This is a genomic window from Aeromonas sp. BIGb0445 (genome assembly GCF_024809075.1).
Taxonomy (GTDB): domain Bacteria; phylum Pseudomonadota; class Gammaproteobacteria; order Enterobacterales; family Aeromonadaceae; genus Aeromonas; species Aeromonas rivuli.
The window spans coordinates 17079-42695 of the sequence record NZ_JANUES010000003.1 but is presented as its reverse complement, the minus strand read 5'-3'; the positions used below and the strand labels follow the sequence as shown (position 1 = coordinate 42695).

The 25617-nt window shown below is 59.1% G+C and carries 22 protein-coding genes and 3 tRNA genes; 19 read left to right on the top strand and 6 right to left on the bottom strand.

Annotated features, from left to right (window positions below):
• Nucleotides 1-3: 3 nt before the first annotated feature.
• Entirely contained in the window at nt 4-1413 is a 1410-nt protein-coding gene (locus tag M2367_RS06960; protein WP_259236262.1) for an alkaline phosphatase, read from the bottom strand.
• Nucleotides 1414-1655: 242 nt separating this feature from the next.
• Here M2367_RS06960 and ylqF point away from each other — a divergent pair, with 242 nt between their 5' ends.
• Nucleotides 1656-2603, top strand: a complete 948-nt coding sequence (gene ylqF, locus M2367_RS06955) for a ribosome biogenesis GTPase YlqF (RefSeq protein WP_259236261.1) — start codon at nt 1656-1658, stop codon at nt 2601-2603.
• A gap of 190 nt (nt 2604-2793) precedes the next feature.
• Here the strand turns inward: ylqF and M2367_RS06950 are convergent, their stop codons facing one another.
• The gene (locus M2367_RS06950; protein ID WP_259236260.1) at nt 2794-3453 is read right to left on the bottom strand and encodes a DUF2057 domain-containing protein; all 660 of its coding nucleotides are present in this window, start codon (nt 3451-3453) and stop codon (nt 2794-2796) included.
• 347 nt (nt 3454-3800) lie between these two features.
• Nucleotides 3801-5873, bottom strand: coding sequence for an ATP-dependent DNA helicase DinG (gene dinG, locus M2367_RS06945; protein ID WP_259236259.1), 2073 nt, complete (start codon nt 5871-5873; stop codon nt 3801-3803).
• Between the two features lie 382 nt (nt 5874-6255).
• Here dinG and M2367_RS06940 point away from each other — a divergent pair, with 382 nt between their 5' ends.
• The 3 genes from M2367_RS06940 to M2367_RS06930 all read left to right on the top strand — a co-directional run bounded on the left by M2367_RS06940 (nt 6256) and on the right by M2367_RS06930 (nt 9752).
• Complete coding sequence (locus M2367_RS06940; protein ID WP_259236258.1) at nt 6256-7272, top strand: porin; 1017 nt, start codon at nt 6256-6258, stop codon at nt 7270-7272.
• Nucleotides 7273-7476: 204 nt separating this feature from the next.
• Complete coding sequence (locus tag M2367_RS06935) at nt 7477-8421, top strand: hypothetical protein (RefSeq protein ID WP_224432619.1); 945 nt, start codon at nt 7477-7479, stop codon at nt 8419-8421.
• A gap of 140 nt (nt 8422-8561) precedes the next feature.
• Nucleotides 8562-9752 (top strand): amino acid aminotransferase, encoded by a 1191-nt coding sequence (locus tag M2367_RS06930; RefSeq protein ID WP_224432620.1) that lies wholly within the window; start codon nt 8562-8564, stop codon nt 9750-9752.
• A gap of 90 nt (nt 9753-9842) precedes the next feature.
• Here M2367_RS06930 and M2367_RS06925 read toward each other — a convergent pair whose 3' ends face one another.
• The 3 genes from M2367_RS06925 to M2367_RS06915 all read right to left on the bottom strand — a co-directional run bounded on the left by M2367_RS06925 (nt 9843) and on the right by M2367_RS06915 (nt 12540).
• Nucleotides 9843-11366 carry a DUF853 domain-containing protein gene (locus M2367_RS06925; protein ID WP_259236257.1) on the bottom strand — a complete coding sequence of 508 codons (1524 nt, stop codon included), beginning with the start codon at nt 11364-11366 and terminating at the stop codon, nt 9843-9845.
• A 161-nt stretch (nt 11367-11527) separates the two neighbouring features.
• Nucleotides 11528-12013: a DUF2062 domain-containing protein gene (locus tag M2367_RS06920; RefSeq protein WP_224432622.1), complete on the bottom strand. Its 486-nt coding sequence runs from the start codon at nt 12011-12013 to the stop codon at nt 11528-11530.
• A complete protein-coding gene (locus M2367_RS06915) occupies nt 12010-12540 on the bottom strand; it encodes a DUF2062 domain-containing protein (protein WP_042042066.1) in 531 nt (176 codons plus the stop codon). Before M2367_RS06915 ends, M2367_RS06920 begins: the two co-directional genes overlap by 4 nt.
• Nucleotides 12541-12567: 27 nt before the next feature.
• Between M2367_RS06915 and M2367_RS06910 the strand changes: the two genes are divergently transcribed.
• The 15 genes from M2367_RS06910 to M2367_RS06840 all read left to right on the top strand — a co-directional run bounded on the left by M2367_RS06910 (nt 12568) and on the right by M2367_RS06840 (nt 25607).
• Complete coding sequence (locus M2367_RS06910; RefSeq protein ID WP_259236256.1) at nt 12568-14778, top strand: DNA internalization-related competence protein ComEC/Rec2; 2211 nt, start codon at nt 12568-12570, stop codon at nt 14776-14778.
• Between the two features lie 30 nt (nt 14779-14808).
• Entirely contained in the window at nt 14809-16590 is a 1782-nt protein-coding gene (msbA, locus tag M2367_RS06905; protein WP_042042068.1) for a lipid A ABC transporter ATP-binding protein/permease MsbA, read from the top strand.
• Nucleotides 16590-17576: a tetraacyldisaccharide 4'-kinase gene (lpxK, locus tag M2367_RS06900; protein ID WP_259236255.1), complete on the top strand. Its 987-nt coding sequence runs from the start codon at nt 16590-16592 to the stop codon at nt 17574-17576. Before msbA ends, lpxK begins: the two co-directional genes overlap by 1 nt.
• Nucleotides 17560-17748 carry a Trm112 family protein gene (locus tag M2367_RS06895; protein WP_042042070.1) on the top strand — a complete coding sequence of 63 codons (189 nt, stop codon included), beginning with the start codon at nt 17560-17562 and terminating at the stop codon, nt 17746-17748. The genes lpxK and M2367_RS06895 overlap by 17 nt, the downstream gene beginning before the upstream one ends.
• Complete coding sequence (gene kdsB / locus M2367_RS06890) at nt 17745-18497, top strand: 3-deoxy-manno-octulosonate cytidylyltransferase (RefSeq protein ID WP_259236254.1); 753 nt, start codon at nt 17745-17747, stop codon at nt 18495-18497. Before M2367_RS06895 ends, kdsB begins: the two co-directional genes overlap by 4 nt.
• Before the next feature lie 203 nt (nt 18498-18700).
• The gene (gene uvrY, locus M2367_RS06885; protein WP_005904670.1) at nt 18701-19345 is read left to right on the top strand and encodes a UvrY/SirA/GacA family response regulator transcription factor; all 645 of its coding nucleotides are present in this window, start codon (nt 18701-18703) and stop codon (nt 19343-19345) included.
• Between the two features lie 119 nt (nt 19346-19464).
• Nucleotides 19465-21324 (top strand): excinuclease ABC subunit UvrC, encoded by a 1860-nt coding sequence (gene uvrC / locus M2367_RS06880; RefSeq protein ID WP_259236253.1) that lies wholly within the window; start codon nt 19465-19467, stop codon nt 21322-21324.
• A 170-nt stretch (nt 21325-21494) separates the two neighbouring features.
• Nucleotides 21495-22049: a CDP-diacylglycerol--glycerol-3-phosphate 3-phosphatidyltransferase gene (gene pgsA, locus M2367_RS06875; RefSeq protein ID WP_042042074.1), complete on the top strand. Its 555-nt coding sequence runs from the start codon at nt 21495-21497 to the stop codon at nt 22047-22049.
• A 218-nt stretch (nt 22050-22267) separates the two neighbouring features.
• Nucleotides 22268-22343 (top strand) — tRNA-Gly (locus M2367_RS06870).
• A gap of 35 nt (nt 22344-22378) precedes the next feature.
• Nucleotides 22379-22452, top strand: a tRNA-Cys gene (locus M2367_RS06865).
• Between the two features lie 41 nt (nt 22453-22493).
• Nucleotides 22494-22579 (top strand) — tRNA-Leu (locus M2367_RS06860).
• A 161-nt stretch (nt 22580-22740) separates the two neighbouring features.
• Entirely contained in the window at nt 22741-23073 is a 333-nt protein-coding gene (locus tag M2367_RS06855) for a type II toxin-antitoxin system RelE/ParE family toxin (protein WP_224432628.1), read from the top strand.
• Nucleotide 23074: 1 nt separating this feature from the next.
• Nucleotides 23075-23359 carry a NadS family protein gene (gene nadS / locus M2367_RS06850; RefSeq protein WP_005895145.1) on the top strand — a complete coding sequence of 95 codons (285 nt, stop codon included), beginning with the start codon at nt 23075-23077 and terminating at the stop codon, nt 23357-23359.
• A gap of 674 nt (nt 23360-24033) precedes the next feature.
• Nucleotides 24034-25077 (top strand): type VI secretion system PAAR protein, encoded by a 1044-nt coding sequence (locus M2367_RS06845; protein WP_259236252.1) that lies wholly within the window; start codon nt 24034-24036, stop codon nt 25075-25077.
• Entirely contained in the window at nt 25074-25607 is a 534-nt protein-coding gene (locus M2367_RS06840) for a hypothetical protein (RefSeq protein WP_259236251.1), read from the top strand. Before M2367_RS06845 ends, M2367_RS06840 begins: the two co-directional genes overlap by 4 nt.
• Nucleotides 25608-25617 lie beyond the last annotated feature (10 nt).

Genomic DNA, 25617 nt, shown 5'->3' with positions numbered 1-25617 from the left:
TCCTTAGAGCTGGGCCGCAGCCTTGATCTTGCCAAAGACGGCTGTGTTATCGAGGGAGCCATGGAAGCTGTCTGCGCCCTGGCCAATGGCGCCAAGGAATACATCCGTGCCGCCGTGGGTCTCGCTGCCGAGCTCACCGACCTTGACGACCACCTCCTGGTGATAGTCGTCGGCGGAGACGGTGGCATCGTCCAGCGGCGCTACGCTGGCCCGGGAGCCATCGACGCGGTTGTAGCCGTTGCCAAAACCAATGATGGTGTAGGGCATGCCGTCGCTATCGAGCAGGTTGTCGCCGCTGACATAGTCCTTGGCCAGCCCCAAGACTCCGGGGTTGCTGGCGGTGGTCTTGCCGGTGCGCTTGGCATAGCCGTTGAGCACCAGGGTGTGGTCGTGGTCGGCCGTGACCACTATCAGGGTGTTTTTCAGCTCGGGGTCGGTTTTCTTGACCTCATCGATGGCGGCCTGGATGGCCTGGTCGAAGGCGAGGGTGTCTTGCAGGGCGCGCTTGGCATTGGTGTCATGCAGGGCATGATCGATGCGTCCCCCTTCCACCATCAGGAAGTAGCCCTTGGACTTGTCTTTGAGTTGCTTGATGGCCGCCAGGGTCATGTCGCTGAGGGAGGGCTCATCCTGGGGTCTGTCCAGCTCATATTTCATGTGACTGGCGCCAAACAGGCCGAGCAGTGGCTTGCCAGCGGCGGCGCCTTGCAGCTCGCCCAGGTTGCTGGCGAACTGGTAGCCCTGGGTCTTCATCTCCTCGATGAGGTTGCGACCGTCGGTGCGCTTGCCCTTGTCAGCCTGGGGCAGGAAGAAGCTGCTGCCGCCGCCGAGCACCACGTCGATACCATCCTTGAGGGCGGGGTTGTAGCCAGCGCCGCCCGGTACCATCTGCACGGCGATGTCCGCCTCGAGATCCCTGTTGCAGATATGGGCATAGGTGTCGGCCGGGGTGGCGTGGGTGATGCGGGTGGTGGTGACCACGCCGGTGCCACGGCCATCGGCCTTGGCCAGTTCGAGCAAGGTGGTGACAGACTTGCCTGCGCTCAAGGCACAGTCGTCCTGCTGGGTGGCATCGCCATCCATGCTGATGACGCCGTTGTTGCTCTTGACCCCTGTCATGTAGGCGGCCATGGAGGGGGCCGAGTCCGTGACCTGGGCATCGTGGGAGAAGGTCTTGATAAAGGCCGTCTCCGGCAGGGTATCTATGGTGAGATCCCCCGCTTCACCGACCCCGTAGATGCGGGCGGCGGTCAGGGTGTTGATCCCCATGCCATCCCCGAGGAAGAAGATCACGTTTTTGGCGCGAGTTGTGCCCGCATCCTTGTCACCACTGTTGTTGCTGTCGCTGCTGGAATTGCAACCGGCGGCCAGGGCGGCGCCTATCATGAGTGCAATTCCTGTGATTTTTTTCATGGGTTCGCTCCTTGTAAATCCAGAGCGAAGCCTAGAGAGGCAAGATGACAGTTTGAATGAACCCAGATGACACTATGATTAAACCCTTAATGAATTGCCTTGCTAATCAATTCGTTAATATTTTCTGGGACGCCCTGGCCGCTCCCTTGGGGCAGATCCGCCCCCAGGGGAGATAAGAGTCTGTCAATGTGGGGAAAAGCAGGTAAAATGCGCCCCGTTCCGAGCAGAGAAGGTGAGAGAGAATGTCGATTAACTGGTTCCCCGGTCACATGCACAAGGCCCGTAAAGAGATTGCCGAGGTCATGCCCCAGGTCGATGTCATCATTGAGATGCTCGATGCCCGGATCCCCTTCTCCAGCGAGAACCCTCTGGTGCCGGAATTGCGGGGCGATACCCCTGTCATCAAGGTGCTGAACAAGGCTGACCTGGCCGATCCTGCCATCACGGCGCTCTGGGTTGAACATATGGAAAAGGAGAAGGGGATCAAGGCCCTTCCCCTGACGCAGCAGGAGCCTGAGAAGATCAAGAATCTGCTGGCCCTGTGCCACGAGATGCTGCCGGAGCGCAATCTTGATGTGCGCGGCGTGCGCGCCATGATCATGGGTATCCCCAACGTGGGCAAGTCCACCCTGATCAACACCCTCGCGGGCCGCACCATAGCCCGCACCGGCAACGAGGCGGGGGTGACCAAATCCCAGCAGCGCATCAAGCTCGACAACAATGTCATCCTGACCGACACCCCGGGCTTCCTGTGGCCAAAGCTCAATCCGCCCTCTTGCGGCTACCGCCTGGCCGTCACCGCCGCCATCAAGGACACGGTATTTGACTATGCCGACATCGCCATGTTTGCCGCGGATTACTTCATCAAGGCCTATCCGGATCGGGTCAAGGCGCGCTACCAGATAAGCGATCTGCCGGAAACCGAGATCGAGCTGCTGGAGATGATCGCCCGTCAGCGTGCCTTCGTGCGCAAGGGCGGCCTGGTCGACCTGCACAAGGCATCCGAGATCCTGGTCAACGAATTCCGCTCAGGCTTGCTGGGCCGCATCTCCCTGGAGACGCCGGAGATGGTGAGCGCCGAGATAGTGCTGGCGGCCGAAGAGGCGGAGCACAAGGCCAAGGAGAAGGCCGAGCGCGAGGAAGTGCGCCAGGCCCGTGCCCGTCGCAAATATGCCAGGAAGCGCAGTTAACGAACGGTGAGACGTTTAGGTAACAGAAGAGGCGACCCCGGGGTCGCCTCTTCTTGTTTGGCTCCGCGTTGAAATCCTGTGATGCGTCCTGCCCGAAGGGGAGGGGGCCAGCATTGCTGACGCGGTTCAGGAAACGCTGGCCAACAACAAGGGGAGCCGAAGCTCCCCTTGTTGTTGTATGGCACTGGCCTTATTGCTGCTGGATGACCCAGATCTGGAAGGCTTTGCGCGTCTCGGTATCGGCCTTGTTGTACCAGCTTTGCAGCTGGGTCAGGGCTTCTGGGTTGCTCTGAGCCTTGCTCGGTGCAACTTGAACCGGGGCGCTGCTGGCGGCCATGACGGCGGCGGTGGAGACGGCGACCGTGGTTGGCTGATTGAACGCCTTGCCCATGGTGATCAGCTCCTGCTGATAGTCACGGGTCAGCTGGAAACCCTCGACCTTGGGCAGTACGAACTGCTCGGTCTTGAGGGGCTGGCCGCTGACCTTGTCTTTCAGGACCACATTCTGGGTCTTGATGAACTGCTGGGCTTCGGCTTCGGTACGGGGTTTCTTGTAATCCAGGGTCAACTGCTGGTTGTCCTTGGCCGTGAAGTTGATGACCAGGGGCTCTGCGGTCACGAACTTGGTGTCACTGCGGCTGGAGTAGTTACCCTCGAAGGCGACGACCAGCTGATGATCTCCCGCCTGGATCGGGAAGCTGTTGGACTTGTCGAGCAGCTTGGGATTGATAGATACGCCATCGATCAACTGCACCACATAGGGTGGGGTGACTTCCAATTGGACATTGGCCAGGGCGCTACCCGCCCACAACAGACCAGCCAGGGCCGGCACCAAAACAGTCAGTTTCATCTCTTCTCCTTGAACAGTCAGGCGATGGCCTGCTGAAAACAGGGGCCATTTTTACAGGTTTGCGCGAGGGCGGCAATAGCCAAGGGGCACCGCTCTTGCCATGGGGAACCCTTCATCTATTACCTTGTTACTCAATAGCGCGGGTGACCGGCACATGGGCTGCATGTTGGCGAGGGCTAATCGATGCGGCGACTGACGGTGACGGAGGCGGGCAGGGCATCGGCAACCCTGCCCTGTGCCGCGCTCTCATCGTGGCGAGGCTTAATCGATGTGGCGACGGATGGCGGCCAAGGCGGGCAGGGCATCGACAACCCTGCCCTGTGCCGCGCTCTTCATCGCGGCGAGACTTAATCGATGCGGCGACTGAACGGGGGCAGGGCATCGAGCAAGCCCTTGCCGTAGCGCTTGGTCAGGAGGCGGCGATCGAGAATGGTCACCCGGCCCCTGTCTGTCTCTTTGCGGATCAGGCGACCACAGGCCTGGATCAGCTTGCGGGAGGCCTCGGGGACCGTTAGTTGCAAGAAGGGATTGCCACCGCGTTGCTCGACCCACTCTGCCGTCGCCTCTTCCACCGGTGAGTTGGGCACGGCGAAGGGGAGCTTGGTGATCACCAGGTTGGTCAGGTAGTGGCCGGGCAAGTCCAGCCCTTCCGAGAAGCTGCCGGTGCCGAGCAGCACGCTGGCCTGGGCACCATCGCATTTCTGTTTGTGCAGGGTCAGCAGCGCACTGCGCGACGCCTCGCCTTGTACCAATAGAGAGAGCCCCTTGGCGCGCAACCCTTGCGCCACCTCGTTCATCTGACGATAGGAGGAGAAGAGCACCAGGCTCGCCTCCTTGCCTGCGACCAGCCGAGGCAGCACCTCAATCAGCTCCTGGGTGAAGCCGGGGGCACTGGGTTCATTGACCATCTTGGGCAGATAGAGCTCCGCCTTCTGGTAATCGAAGGGGGAGCGCAGGCGCAGGTAGCGGGTGCCGTCATGCTCCTTGAGCCCCACCTGATGGCGAAAATAGCTAAAGGAGGAGAGGGCGCTCAGGGTGGCCGAGACCAGTACGGCGCCGAGGCAGCGTGACCAGAGCCACTCTTCCAGCAGGTAGCCGACCTCGATGGGAGAGGCGTGCAGCCAGACTTCCCCTTCGTCTCCCTTCACCATCCAGCGTGCCATGGGGGTTTTTCCTTGGGGAACATGGCGACTTAGCATCTCCCAGAGGGCGTTGAATCCCTCCAGGCGCTGCAGGTGAAAACCGGTTTCGGCCAGCAACGGCTCGGCCTCCTTGCGGCGGATCTCCCCATCTTTCAGGGCTTCGGCGATGGCGCCCTGCATCCTGTCCAGGGCCCGCAATGCCTTCTTGCTCGCCTCTTTCAGGTTTTCGGCCAGCATGGGCAGGGGGTCGGGCAAGACGCCACCTTCGAATCGGTAATGGGGCTCCTGGCCGAAGAGCCCTTCATTGGCGCCAAGCCACTGCTCCAGGGCCTTGAGGTCCGGCTGCAAGGAGGCGAGGGCATCTTGCAGCTTGAGCTGGGGATCGATCAGGCTCTCTTTATTGAGACTGCGAGTCAGCTTGCCAGCACTCTGGGCGAGTTTCTCCAGCCAGCGGCGCGAACCCTTGATGCTGGCGCTGGCGGCCCCATGGTCCCGGGCGATGGTGGGCAGGTGATGGGCCTCGTCGAGCACATAGAAACACTCGTCCGGGCTGGGCAAGATGATGCCGCCGCCCATGGTGAGATCCGAGAGCAGCAGGGCGTGATTGACCACCAGGACGTCGGCGGCCTCCATGTCATTGCGGGCACGATGGAAGGGGCAGTGCTGGTGATGGCTGAGCGCTTTGTTGCAACTGTGGCGGTCGGCGGCGATACGCAGCCAGCCGGGTTCGGAAATGGGGTCGGGCCAGTTGTCACGATCCCCATCCCACTTGCCATCGGTATAGGCCTGCCACAGGGCCTGGTAGAGGCTCCGATCGCTGGCGCTTGGCTTGTGCTTGCTCAGGGCCTCGAAGTTGAACTCAAAATTGCTCATGTCGGCGCCACTGGCCGCCTGTTCCAGCAAGTGCTCGCAGCAGTAGCGCTGGCGGCCCTTGACCAGCATGAACTTGAATGGCAACTCGCTATGACGATGATAGAAGGGCAAATCCTTGTGGATGAGCTGCTCTTGCAGCGCCACTGTGGCGGTGGAGATGATGAGTTTCTTCTGGGTCAGGCGTGCGACTGGGATGGCCCCTTGCGCATAAGAGAGGGATTTGCCGATGCCGGTGCCTGCCTCGGCCACCAGGATGCGGCGGGATTTGTCATATTCCCCGGTGAGCGTCTTGGCTATCTCTGCCACCAGGAAGTTCTGCTCTTTGCGCGGCATGAAACCGGGCAAGCTGTCGGCAATCTGGCGGTAGGTAGCACGTATGCTGGCTTTGAGACGGGTCGATAACATGGGCTTGATGGGCGCGCGGCTTGAGGGGGCAGACAGACAGGATACCCGTAACTCGGCTGCCGGGTCGAGGCTGTTGAGCGAGACGCCATGCCACTGTCGCCATATGTTCCACTGTGGCGACAAAACACCTTTGACTCCGCTTTGGTGGCACAGAAAAGCAGCGTTTTACGCTGTAAACGTTTTCCCTCAAAGAGAGATGAAAGATGAGATAAGGATCACATTTTTCTCCCTATGACTATCGATTCGCCGAAAAGTTCCAAGTTTTTTCATTGCGGATTGCAAAACCCGATGCTAGTCTCGGGCCCCATAGTGATGCAAAGAACATCGCTAACACAGGGAATAACAACAACTTAGTGTTTAATTACAGTAGGCATTGGAAACTATGAAAAAGACAATTCTGGCTATTGCTATCCCGGCTCTGTTCGCTTCCGCCGCTAACGCCGCGGTCATCTATGACAAAGACGGTACCTCTTTTGACGTTTACGGCCGTGTACAGGCTAACTACTACGCTGAGCACGACGACGCCGATGGCGAGCTGGTTGGTTCTTCCCGTCTGGGTTGGTCCGGCAAAGTTGCCCTGAATGACACTTGGTCTGGTATCGCCAAGACCGAGTGGCAGGTTTCTGCCGAGAACTCCGACAACAAATTCAACTCCCGTCACATCTACGTGGGTCTGGACGGCAGCCAGTACGGTAAGATCATCTTCGGTCAGACCGACACCGCCTTCTACGACGCCCTGGAAGCGACCGATATCTTCAACGAATGGGGTGACGTAGGTAACTTCTACGACGGTCGTCAGGAAGGCCAGATCATCTACTCCAACAGCTTCGGTGGTTTCTCCGGCAAGCTCTCCTACCAGACCAACGATGACGTCGCTGTTAAAGTGACTGACATCGGTCAAGGTGTGAAAGAAGACGCCGTATTCGGTCCGGACGTCAAGCGTAACTACGGCTTCGCTGCTGCTGCCGGTTATGACTTCGACTTCGGTCTGGGCTTCGACGCCGCCTACTCCACTTCCGAGCTGGAGAACAAGGTCACTGGTGACGAAGGTAACAAAGACGAGTGGGCCATCGGTGCCAACTACGCCATCAACGGTTTCTACTTCGCCGGTATGTACACCCAGGGTAAAGTTGACAACGACAACACCGGTTGGGATGGCAAGGGTCGTGGCTACGAGCTGGCTGCTTCCTACAACGTTGACGCCTGGACCTTCCTGGCTGGTTACAACTTCACCGAAGCCAAAGACAACGGCAACAGCTACGAAGATCAAGTTGATGAAACCCTGCTGGGCGTTCAGTACAACTTCACTTCCAAGTTCAAAGCCTATACCGAGTACAAAATCCAGGGTATCGACGACCGTGATGACGAGTTCACTGTTGCCCTGCAATACAACTTCTAATTTCGGCTCCCTCGTCTAGGGAAACGATATTGAGTTGATGAAACGGCCAAGCTTGCTTGGCCGTTTTGCTTTTCGCTTTTCTCTCGCTTTCTTCTGCTCTGATCTCCCTGCGCCACATCACGTTGTCTGCTTGCCCGGCTTGGTATCAGCTTCGCTATTCGTTAGATTAATCAGCTTGTTACCCCGACAGGGAAGGAGCGGGCCTTGATCGATTTCACTCATCCGGCGTGGCAGACGTTTGCCCAGCAACTCTTGGCGCAAGATGCGGTCAGCGTAAGAGATAGAAACCTGCAACCCCTCATCGGCCTGCTGCGCAGCCATCAGTTGCTGCTCTCCCTCGGCGCCCATCAATATCAGCTCACGCCGGCGGGCCGGCGCTACTTGCAACGGGAGCTCACCCTGGCCAAGTTGTCGTCAGCTCCGCCGAGCCCGGAGGAGTGGATCCATGCCCAAGGCTGGCAGCTCAAGGAGCGGATCAACCAGCGGGTGCTCGCCGCCCTCTATCGCAAGGGTGAGCAGCCATTTAGCACGGCCGAACAGATAGATTTCGAAGACAAGGGGATCACGCCCTGTGGCGACGGGGTCCTCAGGCTGAGGGCGAGCCACCCCTTCAGCCTGTTTTTGCAGGGCGGGCAACTGCTCGATGCCGCGCCCTGGTTGCAGGGGCTGGGTGAGCTTAGCTTGCCGGAGCGCAGCCTGGCGCGGCTTGGCAAGTTGATCTGGCCAGGTCAGGAACCCGCCCGGGCCATCACCACCGACAGCCTCGGCATCTTCACCGAGTTGGTGCTGCCAGATGACTGCATCCTGGTCTATGGGGAGCGCGAAGCCCCCCATCTTCTTGCGCCCCTGCTGGCCGCCTTGCCCCTCGGGGTTCGCTGGCACCATATCACTCGCCTGGATCCGGCTGGCGCTGCGCGGGTTCAGGCGCTGGCGGCGCGCTTCGCCCGTCCGGCGAGCTGGTGGCTACCCCGGGATCTGGCCCCTCTCATGATGCACTATGGGCTCCCCCTGTCGGGGCCGAGAGCCTGGGAGCCCAGCTTGCTGCCGGGTGCTTTTCGCACCGCGTGCCACCCGCTGATAGCCGCGCAGCAGGGGCTCTGCGCCGAGGTAATGGCCCTGGCTTCGAGCTGGGAGGCCCTGGCCGGATAGTCGGCAAAACATGGGGCTAAAAAGCGGTTTTCCCACCCGATGGGCGGTGGTATAAAGAAGAGGCGCAGTGCCGCCTCAGGGCCGCTGCGTTTACCATCCAGGACGCCCCCCAATAACATCAATGGAACACAGGGAAAACCATGTTTGAAAAGGTTGTTGCCGCCCCAGCGGATCCGATTCTGGGCCTGACCGATGCCTTCCGCGCCGATCCTCGTACCGACAAGATCAATCTCGGGGTTGGGATCTACAAGGATGAATCCGGAGCCACTCCTATTTTGCGCAGCGTCAAACAAGCCGAGCAACGCCTGCTCAATGACGAGAAGAGCAAGAACTACCTCGGCATAGAGGGTACCGCCGCCTATGGTGCCGTGGTGCAACAGCTGCTGTTTGGCAAGGGTGCGGAGCTCATCAACAGCGGTCGGGTCAAGACGGCGCAGGCGCCGGGGGGCACGGGTGCCCTGCGTATCGCCGCCGAGTTTGTGGTGCGCAACAACCTGAGCAAGACCGTCTGGATCTCGGATCCGACCTGGGCAAACCACGTCAGCGTCTTCCAGGCCGCCGGTCTGACCGTGAAGTGGTACAAGTACTATGATGCCACCACCAAGGGGCTCGACTTTGCCGCCATGCAGGCCTCACTGGCCGAGGCGCAAGCCGGCGATCTGGTGCTGCTGCACGGTTGCTGCCATAACCCGACCGGCATAGATCCGACTCGTGAGCAGTGGCAGGCCCTGGCCGAGCAGAGCCTGGCCGCTGGCTGGTTGCCGCTGTTTGACTTTGCCTATCAGGGTTTTGCCCGTGGTATCGAAGAGGATGCCGAGGGACTGCGCATCTTCGCCGCCTGCCATGATGAACTGCTGGTGGCGAGCTCTTTCTCCAAGAACTTCGGGCTCTACAACGAGCGGGTCGGGGCCTTTACGCTGGTCAGCGCCAGCAAGGCCGTGGCCGACGTGGCCTTCACCCAGGTCAAGACGGTGATCCGTGCCAACTACTCCAATCCGCCGTCCCATGGCGCCGCCGTGGTGACCACCATAGTGCAGGATCCTGCTCTCTATGCGGAGTGGGTGGCCGAGGTGGCCGAGATGCGGGTGCGGATCCGGGAGATGCGTGAGCTGCTGGTGGAGAAACTTGCGGCGCAGGGTATTGCCCAGGACTTCAGCTTTATCCGCGAGCAGAACGGCATGTTCTCCTTCTCCGGGTTGGACAAGGCCCAGGTTGAGCGACTCAAGCAGGAGTTTGGGATCTATATCGTGGGTTCCGGCCGCATCAGCGTGGCAGGTATCACCCATGCCAACATAGACCCCCTGTGCGATGCCATCGCCAAGGTGATCTGAGCGCTGCCTTGACCGTTCCTGAGTGAGCGGCTGACGTCAGAGACAGAGAGGCCCGCCATGTGCGGGCCTCTCTTCATTTATATATCCCTATCAGCGACGACGCTTGCTGCTGCCCCCGAGCAGGGAGCCGAGCACGCCCCGTACCAGCTGGCGCCCCATCTCGTTCCCCAGAGTGCGGGCCACACTCTTGGCGGCCGTCTGCACCACCCCATCGTGCTGACCCCCCCGGGGGCCGGTGCGGCCAAACAGTATCTCGCCGATGGATCCAAAAAGGCCGCCGTCATCCTCGGCTTGCTCGGGGACTTGACTGGACTGGGGAGCTGACTCAGGCGCGGCTTGAGCCTGCCCTTTCAACCGCTCGAAGGCTGACTCCCTGTCCTGGGTCTGTTCGTACTGGCCAAACAGCAAGGAACCCTTGATGAGAGCCTGGCGTTCGGGGGCCGTCAGCGGGCCTATTCGGCTGGCGGGGGGCGCTATCAGGGCGCGCTCCACCATTTGGGGGCTGCCCTTCTCATCCAGGGTCGAGACCAGCGCTTCACCGACGCCGAGTTCGGTGATGACACCAGTGGCGTCAAAGGCCGGATTGGCCCTGAGCGTATCGGCGGCGATACGTACCGCTTTCTGATCCTGCGGGGTGAAGGCCCGCAGTGCATGCTGTACCCGGTTGCCGAGTTGGCCCAATACGCTGGCCGGGATATCGGCCGGACTCTGGGTCACGAAGTAGACGCCCACCCCTTTGGAGCGAATAAGCCGTACCACCAACTCTATTTTTTCCAGCAGCGCCTTGGGGGTATCGGTAAAGAGGAGATGTGCTTCGTCGAAGAAGAACACCAGCTTGGGTTTATCGGGATCGCCAATCTCGGGCAGCTGTTCGAACAGTTCGGAGAGCAGCCAGAGCAGGAAACAGGCGTAAAGGCGGCTCGACTGGGTCAACTTATCCGCCGCCAGGACGTTGATGTGACCACGGCCCTGCTCATCGGTCTGCAGCAGATCCTGGATATCAAGCATGGGTTCACCGAAGAAGTGATCGGCCCCGGCGCGCTCCAGACTGAGCAGATTGCGCAAGATAGCGCCGACAGACGCACTCGATACATTGCCGTAACTGGTGGTGAGCCGTTTGGCATTTTCGCCGACGAACTGCACCATGGCCCGCAAGTCTTTCAGGTCTAGCAGCAACAACCCCTCGTCATCGGCCACCTTGAACACCAGCTCCAATACACCGCTCTGGGTATCATTTAGGCCAAGCAACCGCCCGAGCAGCAAGGGACCCATATCGGAGATGGTGGCGCGCACCGGATGGCCTTGCTCGCCATAGAGATCCCAGAACACCACGGGACTGGCGGCAAAGGTGGGGGCCGCAATGCCCATCTGGCCGAGTCGCTCCTCGAGCTTGGCTGAACGGGTACCCATAGCGCCGAGGCCACTGAGATCGCCCTTCACGTCAGCCAGAAAGACGGGGACCCCCTGATTGGAGAAGCCCTCCGCCAGCACTTGCAATGTCACTGTCTTGCCAGTCCCGGTTGCTCCCGTTATCAGGCCATGGCGATTGGCCTTGGCGGGTAGCAGTGAGAGAGGGTGTTTGCCGGCATAGGCGAGGATCAGGGGGTCAGCCATGGGAGCTCCTTGTGGCAGGTTCGAGTAGCAACCGATTGATTGCACTCAGTGTGGTGCCAAGATGGGCCTCTGACAAGGGACGGGCAGGGCGGAAGATAAGGGAGGCCGAAGGAGACGGCTATCGCGAGGGGGCGGTTGGGATCATGCCGGTTTTCGCCGGCTCAATGACGGCGAAACAGCCTGAGCAGGAGGGCGCAAAGCAGGCCTCCCAGGCTCGCGGTCAGCAGACCAAGCAACAGACTGCCGAGCAGGAAGGGGGGCAGCAGCGTGGCAGCCTCCTGTTCGAACCAGGCCAGCGACCACTCCAGATGGAAGGGGGCCGGGGTCAGCTGAAGCAGTGCGCAGCCGGTGCGGTAAGCCCACAGATACATGAAGGGCAGGGTAACGGGATTGTTGAACCAGACCGCCAGCAGTGCCAGGGGCAAGTTGAGGCTAAACAGCAGCGCCAATCCCACGGCGATCAAGCTGTGCATCGGCAGGGGGATCCAGGATGCGAACAGACCGGCCGCGCAGGCGCCGGACAGAGCACGGGTGCCCGACTGCCAGAGTTCAGGGGCGAACAGGCGTTCCCCAAACAGGGCAAACCACTTGTGCTGGCGCAGCTGCTCCGGGGTTATCCGGAACCGGCTACGCCAGTGGGAGTTCATGGTTTGTCCACCCCTGACTTGTCTGCGCTGCGATTGCGCCATTGACGCACTATGCTCAGCCGCCAGAGGCCGCGTACTACCACATAGCCTGTGATGGAACTGAGGATCGCCAGCACCAGGGAGCCGAGCAGCAGGGGCGGGGCTATGGTCTCGAAGACAGATGTCAGCCAGCTCCAGGTAAATTCAATCTCTATATGCTGGGAGGGCTGGCCCAGCAGATGGCAGCCAACCACGTAGGCGGCGTAGAACAGCGGCGGCATGGTGAGGGGATTGGTCAGCCAGACCAGGGCAACCGAGAGCGGCAGATTGACGCGAAAGAGGATGGCGCCACCGGCGGCCAACAGCATCTGGAAAGGGACGGGGATCCAGGCCATGAAGAGCCCGACCGCGAAGGCGCCAGCGGCGGAGCGACGGTTCAGATGCCAGAGGTTGGCATCGAGCAGCAGGTCACCGAAAAGACGTAAGTGCTTGTGTTCCTTGAGCGTTTTATGATCCGGCATCCAGCGTTTAATGAGATGTTTGGGCATAATGAAACCTTGCTAAATACTTGCTCCATGGATCTGCGTCTATTGTCGTTTGCCCTCGGGGCAAGCTCCTGTCTGCTTTGGCCATGGTTGCCTTCATTCCAATGGGGGGGATTATGGCTGTCCCTGCTGATCCCCTTCTGTTTTATACGCGCCTGGCGGCTGCTGTTTTTGGTACTGGGCATCCTCTGGATGCAGGTCAACATGCAGGCACGGCTCTCCTGGTTGGACACCCTGGGGGAGCAGGCGAGCCACATCATAACCGCACAGGTGCAAAGTGCAGAGCCTCAAGATGATAAATTTACGCGGCTGCGGCTCAAGCTCATCGAGCTGGATGGTCGCAGCTTACCCCTGCCTCCCTCGGTGCGCATCAATGCTTACCAAACTTTACCCGAGCTGACACCGGGCTCGACGCTGACACTGGTCGCCTCTCTCAAACCCGCCCACGGTTTGGCCAATGAGGCTGGCATGGATGGCCGGCGTCTGTTGCTGGGCAAGGGGATCAGCGCGACAGGCAACTTGCGTCGCCTCATCAGGGTTGACCGCGAGCCACCCGGTCTGCGGGCCCGCTGGCTGGCCAGCGCCGGGCAAGCCTGGCAAGGGTTGGCGCAGGCGCCTTTGCTCAGCGCGCTTACCTTTGGCGAGCAAGCTGGCATCTCGGATAGGCAATGGGAGCTGTTTCGCGGCGCAGGCCTGACCCACATCATCGCCATCTCGGGTCAGCACATCGCCCTGGTGGCGGTGCTGGGTTTCTGGTTGGGACGGCTGTTTGGCTTGAAAGGGGCATTGGTCGGCACCTTGCTATTTGCTGCCACTTATAGCTGGTTGGCGGGTTTTGCAGTGGCGACCGAGCGGGCCCTCATCATGGTGCTGGTCTGGAGCATACTGCGAGTCTGGAAGCGGGATTGGCCCCCTTATCGGGTCTGGTTGCTGGCCTTCGTGGCCATCTTGTTGTGGGATCCCTTTGCGCTCTTTGCCGCGGGCTTCTGGCTCTCTTTCCTGGCGGTGGCGCTCTTGATGGGGGCGAGTTACCTCTATGGCAGGCCCAGCCTGCTGCGGCTGCAAGGCCTCTTGCTGCTCGGCCTGTTGCCACTGCAACTCGCGTTGTTCGAGGGGGTGGCACCCTTGGCGCTGTTCATCAACCTGCTGGCTCTGCCACTCTTTTGCCTCTTTATCATCCCGGTGGCGCTCATTGCCGTACTGGTGAGTCTCTTCTCCCCGAGCCTCGCCCATGGTCTGTTCTGGCTGGCCGATGGGGCGCTCGGCTATATCATGGTCAGCCTGGAGTGGCTCAATGGACAGTGGGCACTCTGGTGGCCGGTACCGGGCTGGGCGCTGCCGCTCAGCATCTTGTTTTTGCTGGGCTGGATAGCCTGGACGCTGCCTGGCGGCCGCTGGTTGGGGTTGCCGCTGCTTGTGGCCGCCTTGCTCGCCGGCTGGCCAGCTGCGCCGAGCTGGCAGGTGCGCGTGCTGGATGTGGGGCAGGGGCTGGCGGTGCTGCTCAGCAGTCGTGGTCATCACATTCTATTTGATACCGGCGATCGCTTTCCCGGTGGTTACAACATGGCGGACGCGGCCATCTTGCCGATGTTGCATCGGTTATCGGTCGATGAGCTCGATATGCTGATATTGAGCCACAGAGACCGGGATCATGCGGGCAATCGGGAGGCCCTGCGCGCGGCGCTGCCGGTCAGGGCCGAGTACTCGTCTTACGCTTTCTCGGCCAGCACCCAGGCCTGTCGACGTGGTCAGCAGTGGCAGTGGCAAGGATTGACGCTGCGCATGCTGTGGCCTGAGCGCAGTGGCGCCGGGCGCAACAACGATGGTTGCGTATTGCAGATAAGCGACGGGCAGGTGAGCGTACTGCTGAGCGCCGACATTGAGCGGGAGGCCGAGACCCGCCTGCTGGCACTGGAGGGGGAGGGAGTGCGCAGCACTGTGCTGGTCAGCCCGCACCACGGCAGCAAAACCTCCTCAACACCGGGTTTTGTGAGTGCGGTGGCGGCCACCGAGGTTGTGCATAGCGCCGGTTTCATGAATCGCTGGCACTTTCCTCGTCCTGAAATCGTGGCACGCTATCGCGCCCTGGTACCCGACTCACGGCAATGGATCAGTGGGGAGTCGGGGGCGATATTGATCGAGGTGGGGTCAAATGGACTTGAGATCCGGGGTGAGCGAGATGCCGGGCCCTGGTATCGACGCAGTGGAGCTTGGTGGAAACCACAGCTTTGGCTAGAATAGCCCGTCATTTCCCATTTATAACGGCGATTCATGCAACAAGATAACTCTCAAGATACCTCTCAAGAGAGCTGGCCCGTGTTCAAGCGGCTGCTCGCCTATGTTCGCGATCGCAAGCTGGGCTTGGCGGGCGGCATCATTGGCATGCTGGGTTATGCGGCGGTCGATACTGCCTTTGTCTACTCCATCAAGCCGCTGATCGATCAGGGCATCAATGGCAACGACAAGACGGTGCTGACCTGGATGCCCTTCTTCGTACTGGGCATAGTCGCGCTGCGCGGTGTCGCGACCTTTCTCTCCACCTTCTGCATGGCCTGGGTCGGTAACCATGTGGTACTCAAGTTGCAGCAGCAGGTGTTCAACCACCTGATGGCCATGCCGATGAGCTTCTTCGACCAGCAAAATACCGGTGCTCTGCTCTCCAAGGTGACCTATGACGCCAGCCAGGTCTCTTCTGCGGCGAGCTCGACCCTGGTCTCCATCGTGCGGGAAGGGGCGACCGTCATCGGTCTGCTGGGCCTGATGTTCTGGCACTCCTGGCAGCTCTCCATCATCTTCCTGGTGGTCGGCCCCGTGGTCGGTGTCTTGATAAGCTTCATCAGCCGCCGTTTCCGCACCATCAGCCGCCAGATCCAGAAGGCGATGGGCAACATCACCACCTCGACCGAGCAGATGCTCAAGGGTCACAAGGAGGTGCTGATGTTTGGCGGTCAGGAGGTGGAGTCCAAGCGCTTCTTCCGGGTCAGCAACCACATGCGCCAGCAGAATATGAAGATGGTCGCGGCCAACGCCATCGGCACGCCCGTGGTGCAGATGGTGGCCTCCATCGCCCTGGCGGTCTTCCTCTATGCAGCGACCGTCGACGGGGTGCGCGAGACCCTGACCGCGGGTACCTTCACCGTGATGATCACCTCGATGATGATGCTGCTCAAGCCGCTGAAGAGCCTGACCGACATCAACAACCAGTTCCAGAAGGGCATCACCGCCTGCCAGAGCCTGTTTGGCCTGCTCGACAGCCAGCCTGAGCCCGATACCGGCACGCGTCCCCTGGACCGGGCCCGGGGCGAGATCGAGTTCCGCAATGTCACCTTTACCTACCCGACCAAACAGACCCCGGCGCTGCACAATGTCAGCTTCAAGGTCGAGGCGGGCAAGTCAGTGGCCCTGGTGGGCCGTTCCGGCTCTGGCAAGAGCACCATCGCCAGCCTGCTGACCCGTTTCTACGACATAGAGGAAGGGGAGATCCTGCTCGATGGGGTCAACATTCAGGAGTACCGTTTGAGCGATCTGCGCAAGCAATACGCCCTGGTCTCCCAGCATGTGCACCTGTTTAACGACAGTGTCGCCAACAACATCGCCTATGCTGCCGGCGATCGTTACAGCCTCGAGCAGATCCGCCATGCCGCCGTGGTGGCCCACGCCGATGAGTTCGTCAGCAAGATGAGCGACGGTTACGATACCGTGGTGGGCGAGAATGGCGCCTCCTTGTCCGGCGGTCAGCGCCAGCGGATCGCCATCGCCCGCGCCCTGTTGCGCGATGCCCCGGTGCTGCTGCTCGATGAAGCGACTTCCGCACTGGATACCGAATCCGAGCGTCACATTCAGGCCGCCATCGACGAGCTGTGCAAGGCGCGCACCTCGCTGGTGATCGCCCATCGCCTCTCCACCATCGAGAAGGCGGACGAGATCCTGGTGATCGATGAGGGGCGCATCGTCGAACGCGGTAATCATGAGGCCCTGATGACCCACGGTGGCACCTATGCCCAGCTGCGCGCCATCCAGTTTGGTGACGTGCCTGTGGGACATAAAGGCTGATGCTGGATCGGCTCTGGTATGGGCAGAGTGGCTGGCGCTGGTTGCTGGCCCCCTTTGCCCTGCTGTTTGGTCTCATCAGCGGTCTGCGCCGCCTGGCTTTTCGGCGTGGCTGGCTGGAGGCTTATCGCGCCAGCCTGCCGGTGATCGTGGTGGGCAACCTCTCGGTCGGCGGCAATGGCAAGACGCCGGTGGTGATCTGGCTGGTGGAGCAACTGCAAGCAAGAGGCTGGCGACCCGGGGTGGTCAGTCGCGGTTATGGCGGCAAGGCCCCCCATTACCCATATCGGCTCGATGCTGGCAGTACGACCGCAGAGGCGGGGGACGAGCCGGTGCTCATTGCCCGCCGTTGTGGCTGCCCCGTGGTGGTGGCGCCCACACGGGCCGATGCGGTGCGACTGCTCGAGGCAAGTGGTGAGGTGGACATCATCATTACCGACGATGGTTTGCAACACTATGCCCTGGCGCGGGATATCGAGCTGGTGGTGGTGGATGGCATGCGCCGTTTCGGCAACAGCTGTCTGCTGCCCATGGGGCCGCTGCGTGAGCCCCTTTCCAGGCTAAAACGGGTGCATGCCGTGCTCTGCAACGGTGGTGAACCCGAGCTGGGGGAGTACGGCATGCAGCTGGTGGCGGCCGCGCCGCGCCGGGTGCTGGACGACACTGCCCCGGATGTTCCCCTGGGACCCGAGATCGATGCCCTGGCGGGCATCGGCCATCCCCCTCGTTTCTTTGCGACCCTGACCGAACTGGGCTATCAGCTGCGCCAGGCTCAGGGTTACGCGGATCATCACCCCTTCGATCCCAGCGAGCTGCTCGCCCGTTTCGCCGATCGTCCCCTGTTTATGACCGAGAAAGATGCCGTCAAGTGCCGCGCCTTCGCGCAGCCCCATTGGTGGTATCTGCCGGTCAGTGCCGAGCTGCCTCAGGCATTGCTCGACACCCTGTTGAAATCCTTGAAGGAGTCTCGTTTTGGCACTGGACATTAAGCTGCTCGACATCATTGCCTGCCCGGTTTGCAAGGGCAAACTGCAATACCACAAGGAAGCGGATGAGCTCATCTGCCGCTTCGACAAACTGGCCTATCCCCTGGAAGAGGGCATCCCCGTGCTGCTGGAGAACCGTGCCCGCACCCTGACCAGCGATGAGCTGCCCTCATGAGCTTCGTGGTGGTCATCCCGGCCCGCTACGCCTCGACCCGCCTGCCGGGCAAACCCCTGGCGGACATCCATGGCCAGCCCATGGTCGCCCATGTGGTGGCCAAGGCGCGCCAGTCCGGGGCAGAGCGAGTCATCGTTGCCACTGATGATGAGCGAGTGCGCGCAGCCCTGTGCGAGAGCGGGGTCGAGGTGTGCATGACCTCGAAGGATCACCAGTCTGGCACCGAGCGCCTGGCCGAGGTGTGCCGTCACTACGGCTTTGCCGCCGATACCATAGTGGTCAATGTGCAGGGGGATGAACCGCTCATTCCCCCGGTGATCATCCGCCAGGTGGCCGACAACCTGGCGGGGGCCAGCGCGCCCATGGCAACCCTGTCGGTGCCGATCCTGGCGGCGGAGGAGCTGTTCAATCCCAATGCGGTCAAGGTCGTGACTGACAAGGATGGCTATGCCCTCTACTTCAGCCGCGCCCCCATTCCCTGGGATAGAGACGGTTTCGCTGCCAGCAAGGAGCAGGCCGGCCCTTGGTACCAGCGCCATATTGGCATCTATGCCTATCGCGCCGGCTTCATCGAGCGCTATGTGGGCTGGGCACCGAGTCAGCTCGAACAGGTGGAATCCCTCGAACAACTGCGGGTGCTCTGGTATGGCGAAAAGATCCATGTGGCTCAGGCGCTGGAAGCGCCGCCGGTGGGGGTCGATACCCAGGCCGATCTGGACAAGGTACGGGCCCTGCTGGCGGTATCCTGATGACGCTGCCCATGACCAATACGGCATCTTCGGATGCCGTTTTTTGTTGATGGCTTATATAATTATTTGATTAATAACGTTATTCATGTACTTCCTCAAACTTTTCCCCGCCATGATTTGCCAAATCGATCAGTTTGGTTATGATGCAAGACGCCGTGTTAACCCTAACTGGCACATAACAAGATAAGAAACGGGGTGTTTGGGTGATAAATGTATTCCTGGTCGATGATCATGAGTTGGTGCGTACAGGGATAAGACGCATTCTGGAAGACGTCCGTGGTATCAAGGTGGTGGGCGAGGTACAGAGTGGCGAGTTGGCGGTCACTTTCTGCCGTCAACATCACCCGGATGTGATCCTGATGGATATGAATATGCCGGGGATCGGCGGGCTGGAAGCGACCCGCAAGATCCTGAGATTGCGGCCCGATGTCCGCATCATAGTGCTGACCATTCATTCTGAAAATCCGTTCCCGACCAAGGTGATGCAGGCGGGTGCCGCCGGTTATCTCACCAAGGGTGCCGCGCCGGAAGAGATGATCCACGCCATTCGCCTAGTGCACTCTGGTCAGCGTTACATCTCCCCCGAGATAGCCCAGCAGATGGCCCTGAGCCAGTTTGCCTCCGCCGACGAGAACCCCTTCAAGTCTCTGTCCGAGCGCGAGCTGCAGATCATGATGATGATCACCAAGGGGCAGAAAGTGACCGATATTTCAGAGCAGCTCAACCTGAGCCCGAAAACGGTCAACAGCTACCGCTACCGGCTGTTCAGCAAACTCGATATCAATGGTGATGTAGAGCTGACTCACTTGGCTATTCGTTATGGCATGCTCGATGCCGATACCCTGTAACGATTGATGAGAGTGAAATATAAAGAGGCGGCTTGAGCCGCCTTTTGCGTTCTTGGGCGGCGACGAGGTAAGCTGCTGCCATCCAAGCCCTTTTGTGTTGCTGCCACGCCGAGTGCCTTATGACGACCAGCCCATCCTCTTCCTCCTCCTTCGACAGCAAAGCCTTCCTCAAGGTGGTCAGCCACCAGAGCGGCGTCTACCGCATGTATGACAGCGGCGGTACTGTCATCTATGTGGGTAAGGCGAAGGATCTGAAGAAGCGGCTCGCCTCCTATTTTCGCAGCAAGGTCGACAGCATCAAGACCCGTACCCTGGTACGTCAGATTAGCGATATTCAGGTGACGGTGACCCATACCGAGACCGAGGCACTGATCCTCGAGCACAACCTCATCAAGCAATATCAGCCGCGATACAACGTGCTGCTGCGCGATGACAAGTCTTACCCCTGGATAGTCATCACCGGCCACCGCCATCCGCGGATCGGCCTGCACCGGGGGGCCCGCAAGTTAAAGGGGGACTATTTCGGTCCTTACCCCTCAGGGGGCGCGGTGCGCGAGAGTCTGCACCTGATGCAGAAAATATTCCCGGTGCGTCAATGCGAGGATGCGGTCTATGCCAACCGCAGCCGCCCCTGCCTGCTCTATCAACTCAAGCGCTGTGCCGGTCCCTGCGTGGCCGGTCTGGTGAGCGAAGAGGAGTATGCCCAGCAGGTCGAGCTGGCCCGCTTGTTTCTGGCGGGCAAGAACCAGCAGGTCATAGGCTCGCTGGTGGGCAAGATGGAGTCTGCCAGCGGCGACTTGCGCTTCGAGGAGGCGGCCCGCTATCGGGATCAGATCCAGGCGCTGCGCAAGGTGACCGAGCAGCAGTCGGTGAGCGGCAACGTGCTCGATGAGCTGGACGTGGTCGGGGTGGCCTTCGAACAAGGTACCGCCTGTATCCATGTGCTCTTCATTCGCCAGGGCAAGGTGCTCGGCTCGCGCAGCTATTTCCCCAAGGTGCCCGCCGATACCGACCTCGATGAGGTGGTGCAATCCTTCCTGCTGCAGTTCTATCTGTCGGGGCAGGGGGGACGCCAGATCCCGAGCGAAGTGCTGCTCGATGTGGCCCTGGAGGATGAGGCACTCATCGCCGATACCCTGAGCCAGACCGCGGGTTACAAGGTGCGGGTACAGAGCCGCACCCGCGCCGAGCGCGCCCGTTTCATCAAGCTGGCGGCCATCAACGCCCAGAGTGCGCTGCGCTCGCGGCTCGCCCACCAGAGCACCATGGCGGCGCGTCTTGCCCAGCTCGAGGAGTTGCTCGAGCTTGATGGCCCCATCAATCGCATGGAGTGTTTCGATATTTCCCACACCATGGGGGAGCGCACCGTGGCGTCTTGCGTGGTGTTCAACCGGGAGGGGCCCTTCAGCGCCGAGTATCGTCGCTTCAACATAGAGGGGATCACCGGCGGCGATGACTATGCCGCCATGGAGCAGGTGCTGGAGCGCCGCTTTGGCAAACAGCAGGAGCCGGATAAGGTGCCGGATGTGCTCTTTATCGATGGCGGTCTGGGGCAGTTGCGCCGCGCCGAGGAGATCCTGGCTCGCCAGCTGGATTTTCTGGGGGGCAAGCACCCCCTGCTCATCGGCATTGCCAAGGGGGTAACCCGCAAGGCGGGGCTGGAGACCCTCATCATGGGGGAGAGCCATGAAGAGCTTCATCTGCCGGCAGACATGCCTGCCTTGCACCTTATTCAGCACATTCGCGACGAATCCCACCGTTTCGCCATCACGGGTCACAGGGCGCGCCGCGCCAAGGCGCGTACCACCAGTACCCTGGAAGAGATCCCGGGGGTGGGACCGAAACGGCGTCAGGCGCTGCTCAAATATCTGGGGGGTCTGCAGGAGGTGAAGAAGGCCAGTATCGATGATCTGGCCCGGGTCCCCGGCATCAGCACCGAACTGGCACAGGCCATTCATGAAGCGCTGCACGGCCATTGAGCATGGTGGCATGCATAAGGGCCGTGACGGGGAGGGGACCGAAATGCCATAATGACCCGGTATTTCAAGGTTATTGATGGATTAATAAACTAAGGCGGGTGTCAGCCCGGTTGTCATGGCAACCGGCTTGGGGCTACCATCTAGCGGCATACAAGAAGTGGCTGAAAATAATGACAAATATTCCTAATCTTTTGACGTTTTTCCGGATATTGCTGATCCCCGTCTTCGTCGTCCTGTTCTACCTGCCTTACCAGTGGTCCTATCTGGCGGCGGCAATCGTCTTCTTCCTGGCGGCCGCCACCGATTGGTTCGATGGCTACCTGGCCCGCAAGCTCAACCAGTCCACCGCCTTCGGTGCCTTCCTCGATCCCGTCGCCGACAAGATCATGGTGGCCGCCGCCCTGGTGGTCATCGTCGAGCACTACAACACCGTCTGGGTCACCATACCCGCCATGACCATGATAGGGCGCGAGATCATCATCTCGGCCCTGCGCGAATGGATGGCAGAGCTCGGCAAGCGCTCTGCGGTCGCGGTAAGCTGGATTGGCAAGTGGAAGACCATGATCCAGATGGCCTCGCTCACCGGCCTGATCTGGCAATACGACATCTGGATGGTGTGGTGCTCTTACCTGCTGCTCTATGTCGCGACAGTGCTCACCTTCTGGTCCATGTTCCAGTACCTGCGCGCGGCCTGGGGAGATCTGACCTACCACTCCCGTTTCTGATCGAAAACACACTGCCATGTTCTGGGCCCGCGCCAGCGAGCGGGTCTGGAGCAAGAGTGATGGTTTAGTGCTTTGGATCCAGGTAATGACAACAAGCATTGAAAAAAGACAAAAAGAGTAAAAAATGGTCGAACGATCAGAGTATTAAATATTTGGGGTTGACTGGTGAGCCAGCATCGCTAGAATGCGTCTCGTAGTCAGGCGTTACGCCAGACCCTGCGGGAATAGCTCAGTTGGTAGAGCACGACCTTGCCAAGGTCGGGGTCGCGAGTTCGAGTCTCGTTTCCCGCTCCAAATTTAGACAATCGAGAGCCAACTCTCTTTTGCATGGCGCGTTAGCAAAGCGGTTATGCAGCGGATTGCAAATCCGTTTAGTCCGGTTCGACTCCGGAACGTGCCTCCATATTGATAAGCTCGCATCATGAGCTTGATACCGATTGCGGTGCCCGAGTGGTGAAATCGGTAGACACAAGGGATTTAAAATCCCTCGCTTTCTGAGCGTGCCGGTTCGATTCCGGCCTCGGGCACCATTAAAAATCAAAGACTTACGAAGGCCACTAGCAATAGTGGCCTTTTTGTTTTTTGGCCGAGTGGCGACAGAGTGGCGACACTAAAATGCCAGTGATTGTTGTTATTTACTCTAAGGTGTACCATGTACACCATTAGGTGGAATGGTTAGAGTGAGTGATGGGTGAGTAACGCTATTGAGTTTGTTGAAACATCGGTCTTTACCAGGCAGATAAAAGCTCTTGCAACAGATGATGAGCTCAGAGCGTTACAAACGGAACTCATTGCCCAACCGGAAAAGGGTGATTTGATCCAGGGCACCGGAGGCTTGCGAAAAGTTCGCATGGCAACTGGCCAGCAAGGAAAGAGTGGCAGCGCGAGAGTCATCTACTTTTTGGCGACAGCGGAGATGATTTACTTAGTGCTCGCTTATGCCAAAAATGAGAAAGATAGCCTGACATCGGCAGAGAAAGCCGACTTGAAGCGCTTGACCACGTTACTAAAGGGCGAGGTTTAACATGAACATGTTTGACGAATTGAAGGCTTCCCTTGAGGAGGCTGTTGAGATTAAGCAGGGCCGCCTTGAGCCTGCCGTGAGAACTCGCTATGAGGTTGCTGACGTCAAGGCTATTCGCCTCGCGCTTAATGTCTCTCAGCAAGAGTTTGCTCAGGCTCTTGGGACGAGTGTTGATACTGTTAAAAGTTGGGAGACCCGACGTCGGAACCCGACTGGACTGGCCGCGAAGGTATTGACGCTTATGCAAGAAAAGCCGGATCTCTATCGAGAATTAGCCACTCACTGATGCGGTATTGAACGAGGTCGAGTGAAGAGGCCCCAGGCAGTGGGGCCTCTAATGACTTGCAAGATTTCAGTTATCCGTTCAACCCTAATGACATCTAACTAGCTGAAACAAAAATCTTTCCAGCTAATCCAAAGCAATCGCGCAGATCCTGTCCGATCGTCATAACACCCACGAAAAGTACGTTTATTCCTATATATTCAATGAGTTACGCTTTAAATCCTGCTCTCCAGAGCCCTTCTGAACTGTAAAACCCTTCAAAAAAGATCCTTCTTTGCAGATCCTCAACGCCCTGCGGATCCTTGATGTGGCGCGGGCTAGGCCTATGGTTTTGCGGTAATCCTCTTTTGCAAAAAATTTTATCGATGCACCGCGCAGGCGGGAGCGGATGAGCGCGGATTCCGTGACGCAGGCGCGCCCGTGGGTTTTCCGTCGGGCGAGGTGGCGCCAATGGGGTCGCCTTGGGTATGATGCTGCGTTGCCTGATGGCCCTATAGATGCGGCGAGTTTCCCTGGCCATCTTCGGGTTGTCAGGCAGCTTTCATTATTTGGTCACCCCTTGTCGCATGGTTGTTCAATTTGAGACCCAGTTCTTAACTTTGGCCTTGGAGTTTTGACTGAGCCTCTAGCGACTCCTTAGAGTGTGCCGTTCTTGCATCACAGAATGGACATTCGCTATGGGTAATGCGGCCAAGGTCGGAGATATTGGAACCGACCATGACGGGTTTCCACCCACGAAGATTATCTCCGGCTCTCCAGATGTATTTATTGATGGTCTCCCAGTCGCACGAGTCGGCGATCCCCTTGAACCTCATGACAAGCCTAATAACCCATCACATCCCAGAGTTATCGCTGCGGGTTCTTCAACCGTCTTTGTGAATGGTCAGCCGCTAGCGTTTACAGGGAAGGGGGTTTCTTGTGGTGGGGTCATCATTGGTGGGGGAACTGTCTCTGTGGGTGATGGTGCTCCCTCCGCCCGCGCCGCGACTATGGCATCGGCGCCCAGTCCTGTGGAGATTCCGGCATCATCACCGGGTTATTGGCCTCCATATAATCCTATGACGGGTGAGTACCTTGATGTCGTCTATACACAACCGGTTCAAACTGTCGCTGTACTGACCTTTGAAGAACTCCAAGCGCTTTGGAAAGAGCTGAATGCCAAAGACCGGTTGGGAGATGCCAAGTCCATCAAAGATACCGGTGAAAGGATTCGCCTCGCCCAATCCACAGCGAAAGCACTAGGTGGTATGGGGGTAATTGCGTACACCAAGGTTATCGATGGTGAACCCTATACGATCATCAAGAACTACAAGCAGGTTCACAAAACGATCCCTGGGAATATCTGGAAAGCCAACAATCCCAAGATTCTCCGGCTGGGTATAGGCGCAAAGGCAAATACCCACTTGGTAAAAATGGGATTCTTGGCTGATTTTGTCTTTTCTGTCTCAGTCAACGTCATCGACTACATCTTGAAAGATGAAGCGACGATGGTGGATCTCTTTAGTAACGTGGGTATCGACCTCGTCAAAGGTACGCTGGCCAATGGGGTCGGTATCATTGCTGCTGGTGTTGTAGCGACAGTCTTCGGTCCCGGGATATTGATAACGGGAACGGTGTTTGCGCTGGCAACGATTGCAGCTGGTAAGATTATCGACTTTGTTGACGAAGAAGCAGAGCTATCTGAAATGATGAAACAAGCAGTTAAGGCGAAGTTTGAATGACTACGCGTGTCTCATGGCAGATGCGGGCCAGTGGAGGAGTTGTCGCGCTTTTCGGGATTGGCGCTATTTGGATGGCCATGGCATTTGGTTCTGAATTTCTGGAGTTGCATGCGCTTACCCCTGACGACCCAGTTCGAATGAATGATTGGAGGGGATGGTTTGCAATTTACATTGGCATTCTTGCAGCCCCTTTCATGCTGTATGCCGGTGGGAGACTGTTGTTTTCCTTGACCATGCCAAAGCCAGATATTTCCTCAAAGGCAGTTAAACAACGGGGAGTCATTATCATTTCTCTGATTGTTATTGCTGCAGGTTTGGGGCTGTTGACGCAAAAAATCGGTTTGTCGAGTATTGAGCGCTTGGGATGGGAGCAGTGTTATGTCAAGCAAACGAGCTGGCGATTTGGAAAGGAACTCTACTCTCAAAATTGTGGTGCACATGGTCTCATGAAGCTGGACCAGGCTTTAGACAAGCTTTCCCCGGAAGCGCTGAAGAAGAAGCTTAATGAAGAGATGTTTGAGCAGAACTGAATAAGGGCCT

Bases quoted from the DNA above. Each gene is read 5' to 3' on its own strand.
- M2367_RS06960 (WP_259236262.1), bottom strand. From the start codon at position 1,413: ATGAAAAAAATCACAGGAATTGCACTCATGATAGGCGCCGCCCTGGCC.
- ylqF (WP_259236261.1), top strand. From the start codon at position 1,656: ATGTCGATTAACTGGTTCCCCGGTCACATGCACAAGGCCCGTAAAGAG.
- M2367_RS06950 (WP_259236260.1), bottom strand. From the start codon at position 3,453: ATGAAACTGACTGTTTTGGTGCCGGCCCTGGCTGGTCTGTTGTGGGCG.
- dinG (WP_259236259.1), bottom strand. From the start codon at position 5,873: ATGTTATCGACCCGTCTCAAAGCCAGCATACGTGCTACCTACCGCCAG.
- M2367_RS06940 (WP_259236258.1), top strand. From the start codon at position 6,256: ATGAAAAAGACAATTCTGGCTATTGCTATCCCGGCTCTGTTCGCTTCC.
- M2367_RS06930 (WP_224432620.1), top strand. From the start codon at position 8,562: ATGTTTGAAAAGGTTGTTGCCGCCCCAGCGGATCCGATTCTGGGCCTG.
- M2367_RS06925 (WP_259236257.1), bottom strand. From the start codon at position 11,366: ATGGCTGACCCCCTGATCCTCGCCTATGCCGGCAAACACCCTCTCTCA.
- M2367_RS06920 (WP_224432622.1), bottom strand. From the start codon at position 12,013: ATGAACTCCCACTGGCGTAGCCGGTTCCGGATAACCCCGGAGCAGCTG.
- M2367_RS06915 (WP_042042066.1), bottom strand. From the start codon at position 12,540: ATGCCCAAACATCTCATTAAACGCTGGATGCCGGATCATAAAACGCTC.
- M2367_RS06910 (WP_259236256.1), top strand. From the start codon at position 12,568: ATGGATCTGCGTCTATTGTCGTTTGCCCTCGGGGCAAGCTCCTGTCTG.
- msbA (WP_042042068.1), top strand. From the start codon at position 14,809: ATGCAACAAGATAACTCTCAAGATACCTCTCAAGAGAGCTGGCCCGTG.
- lpxK (WP_259236255.1), top strand. From the start codon at position 16,590: ATGCTGGATCGGCTCTGGTATGGGCAGAGTGGCTGGCGCTGGTTGCTG.
- kdsB (WP_259236254.1), top strand. From the start codon at position 17,745: ATGAGCTTCGTGGTGGTCATCCCGGCCCGCTACGCCTCGACCCGCCTG.
- uvrC (WP_259236253.1), top strand. From the start codon at position 19,465: ATGACGACCAGCCCATCCTCTTCCTCCTCCTTCGACAGCAAAGCCTTC.
- pgsA (WP_042042074.1), top strand. From the start codon at position 21,495: ATGACAAATATTCCTAATCTTTTGACGTTTTTCCGGATATTGCTGATC.
- nadS (WP_005895145.1), top strand. From the start codon at position 23,075: ATGAACATGTTTGACGAATTGAAGGCTTCCCTTGAGGAGGCTGTTGAG.
- M2367_RS06845 (WP_259236252.1), top strand. From the start codon at position 24,034: ATGGGTAATGCGGCCAAGGTCGGAGATATTGGAACCGACCATGACGGG.
- M2367_RS06840 (WP_259236251.1), top strand. From the start codon at position 25,074: ATGACTACGCGTGTCTCATGGCAGATGCGGGCCAGTGGAGGAGTTGTC.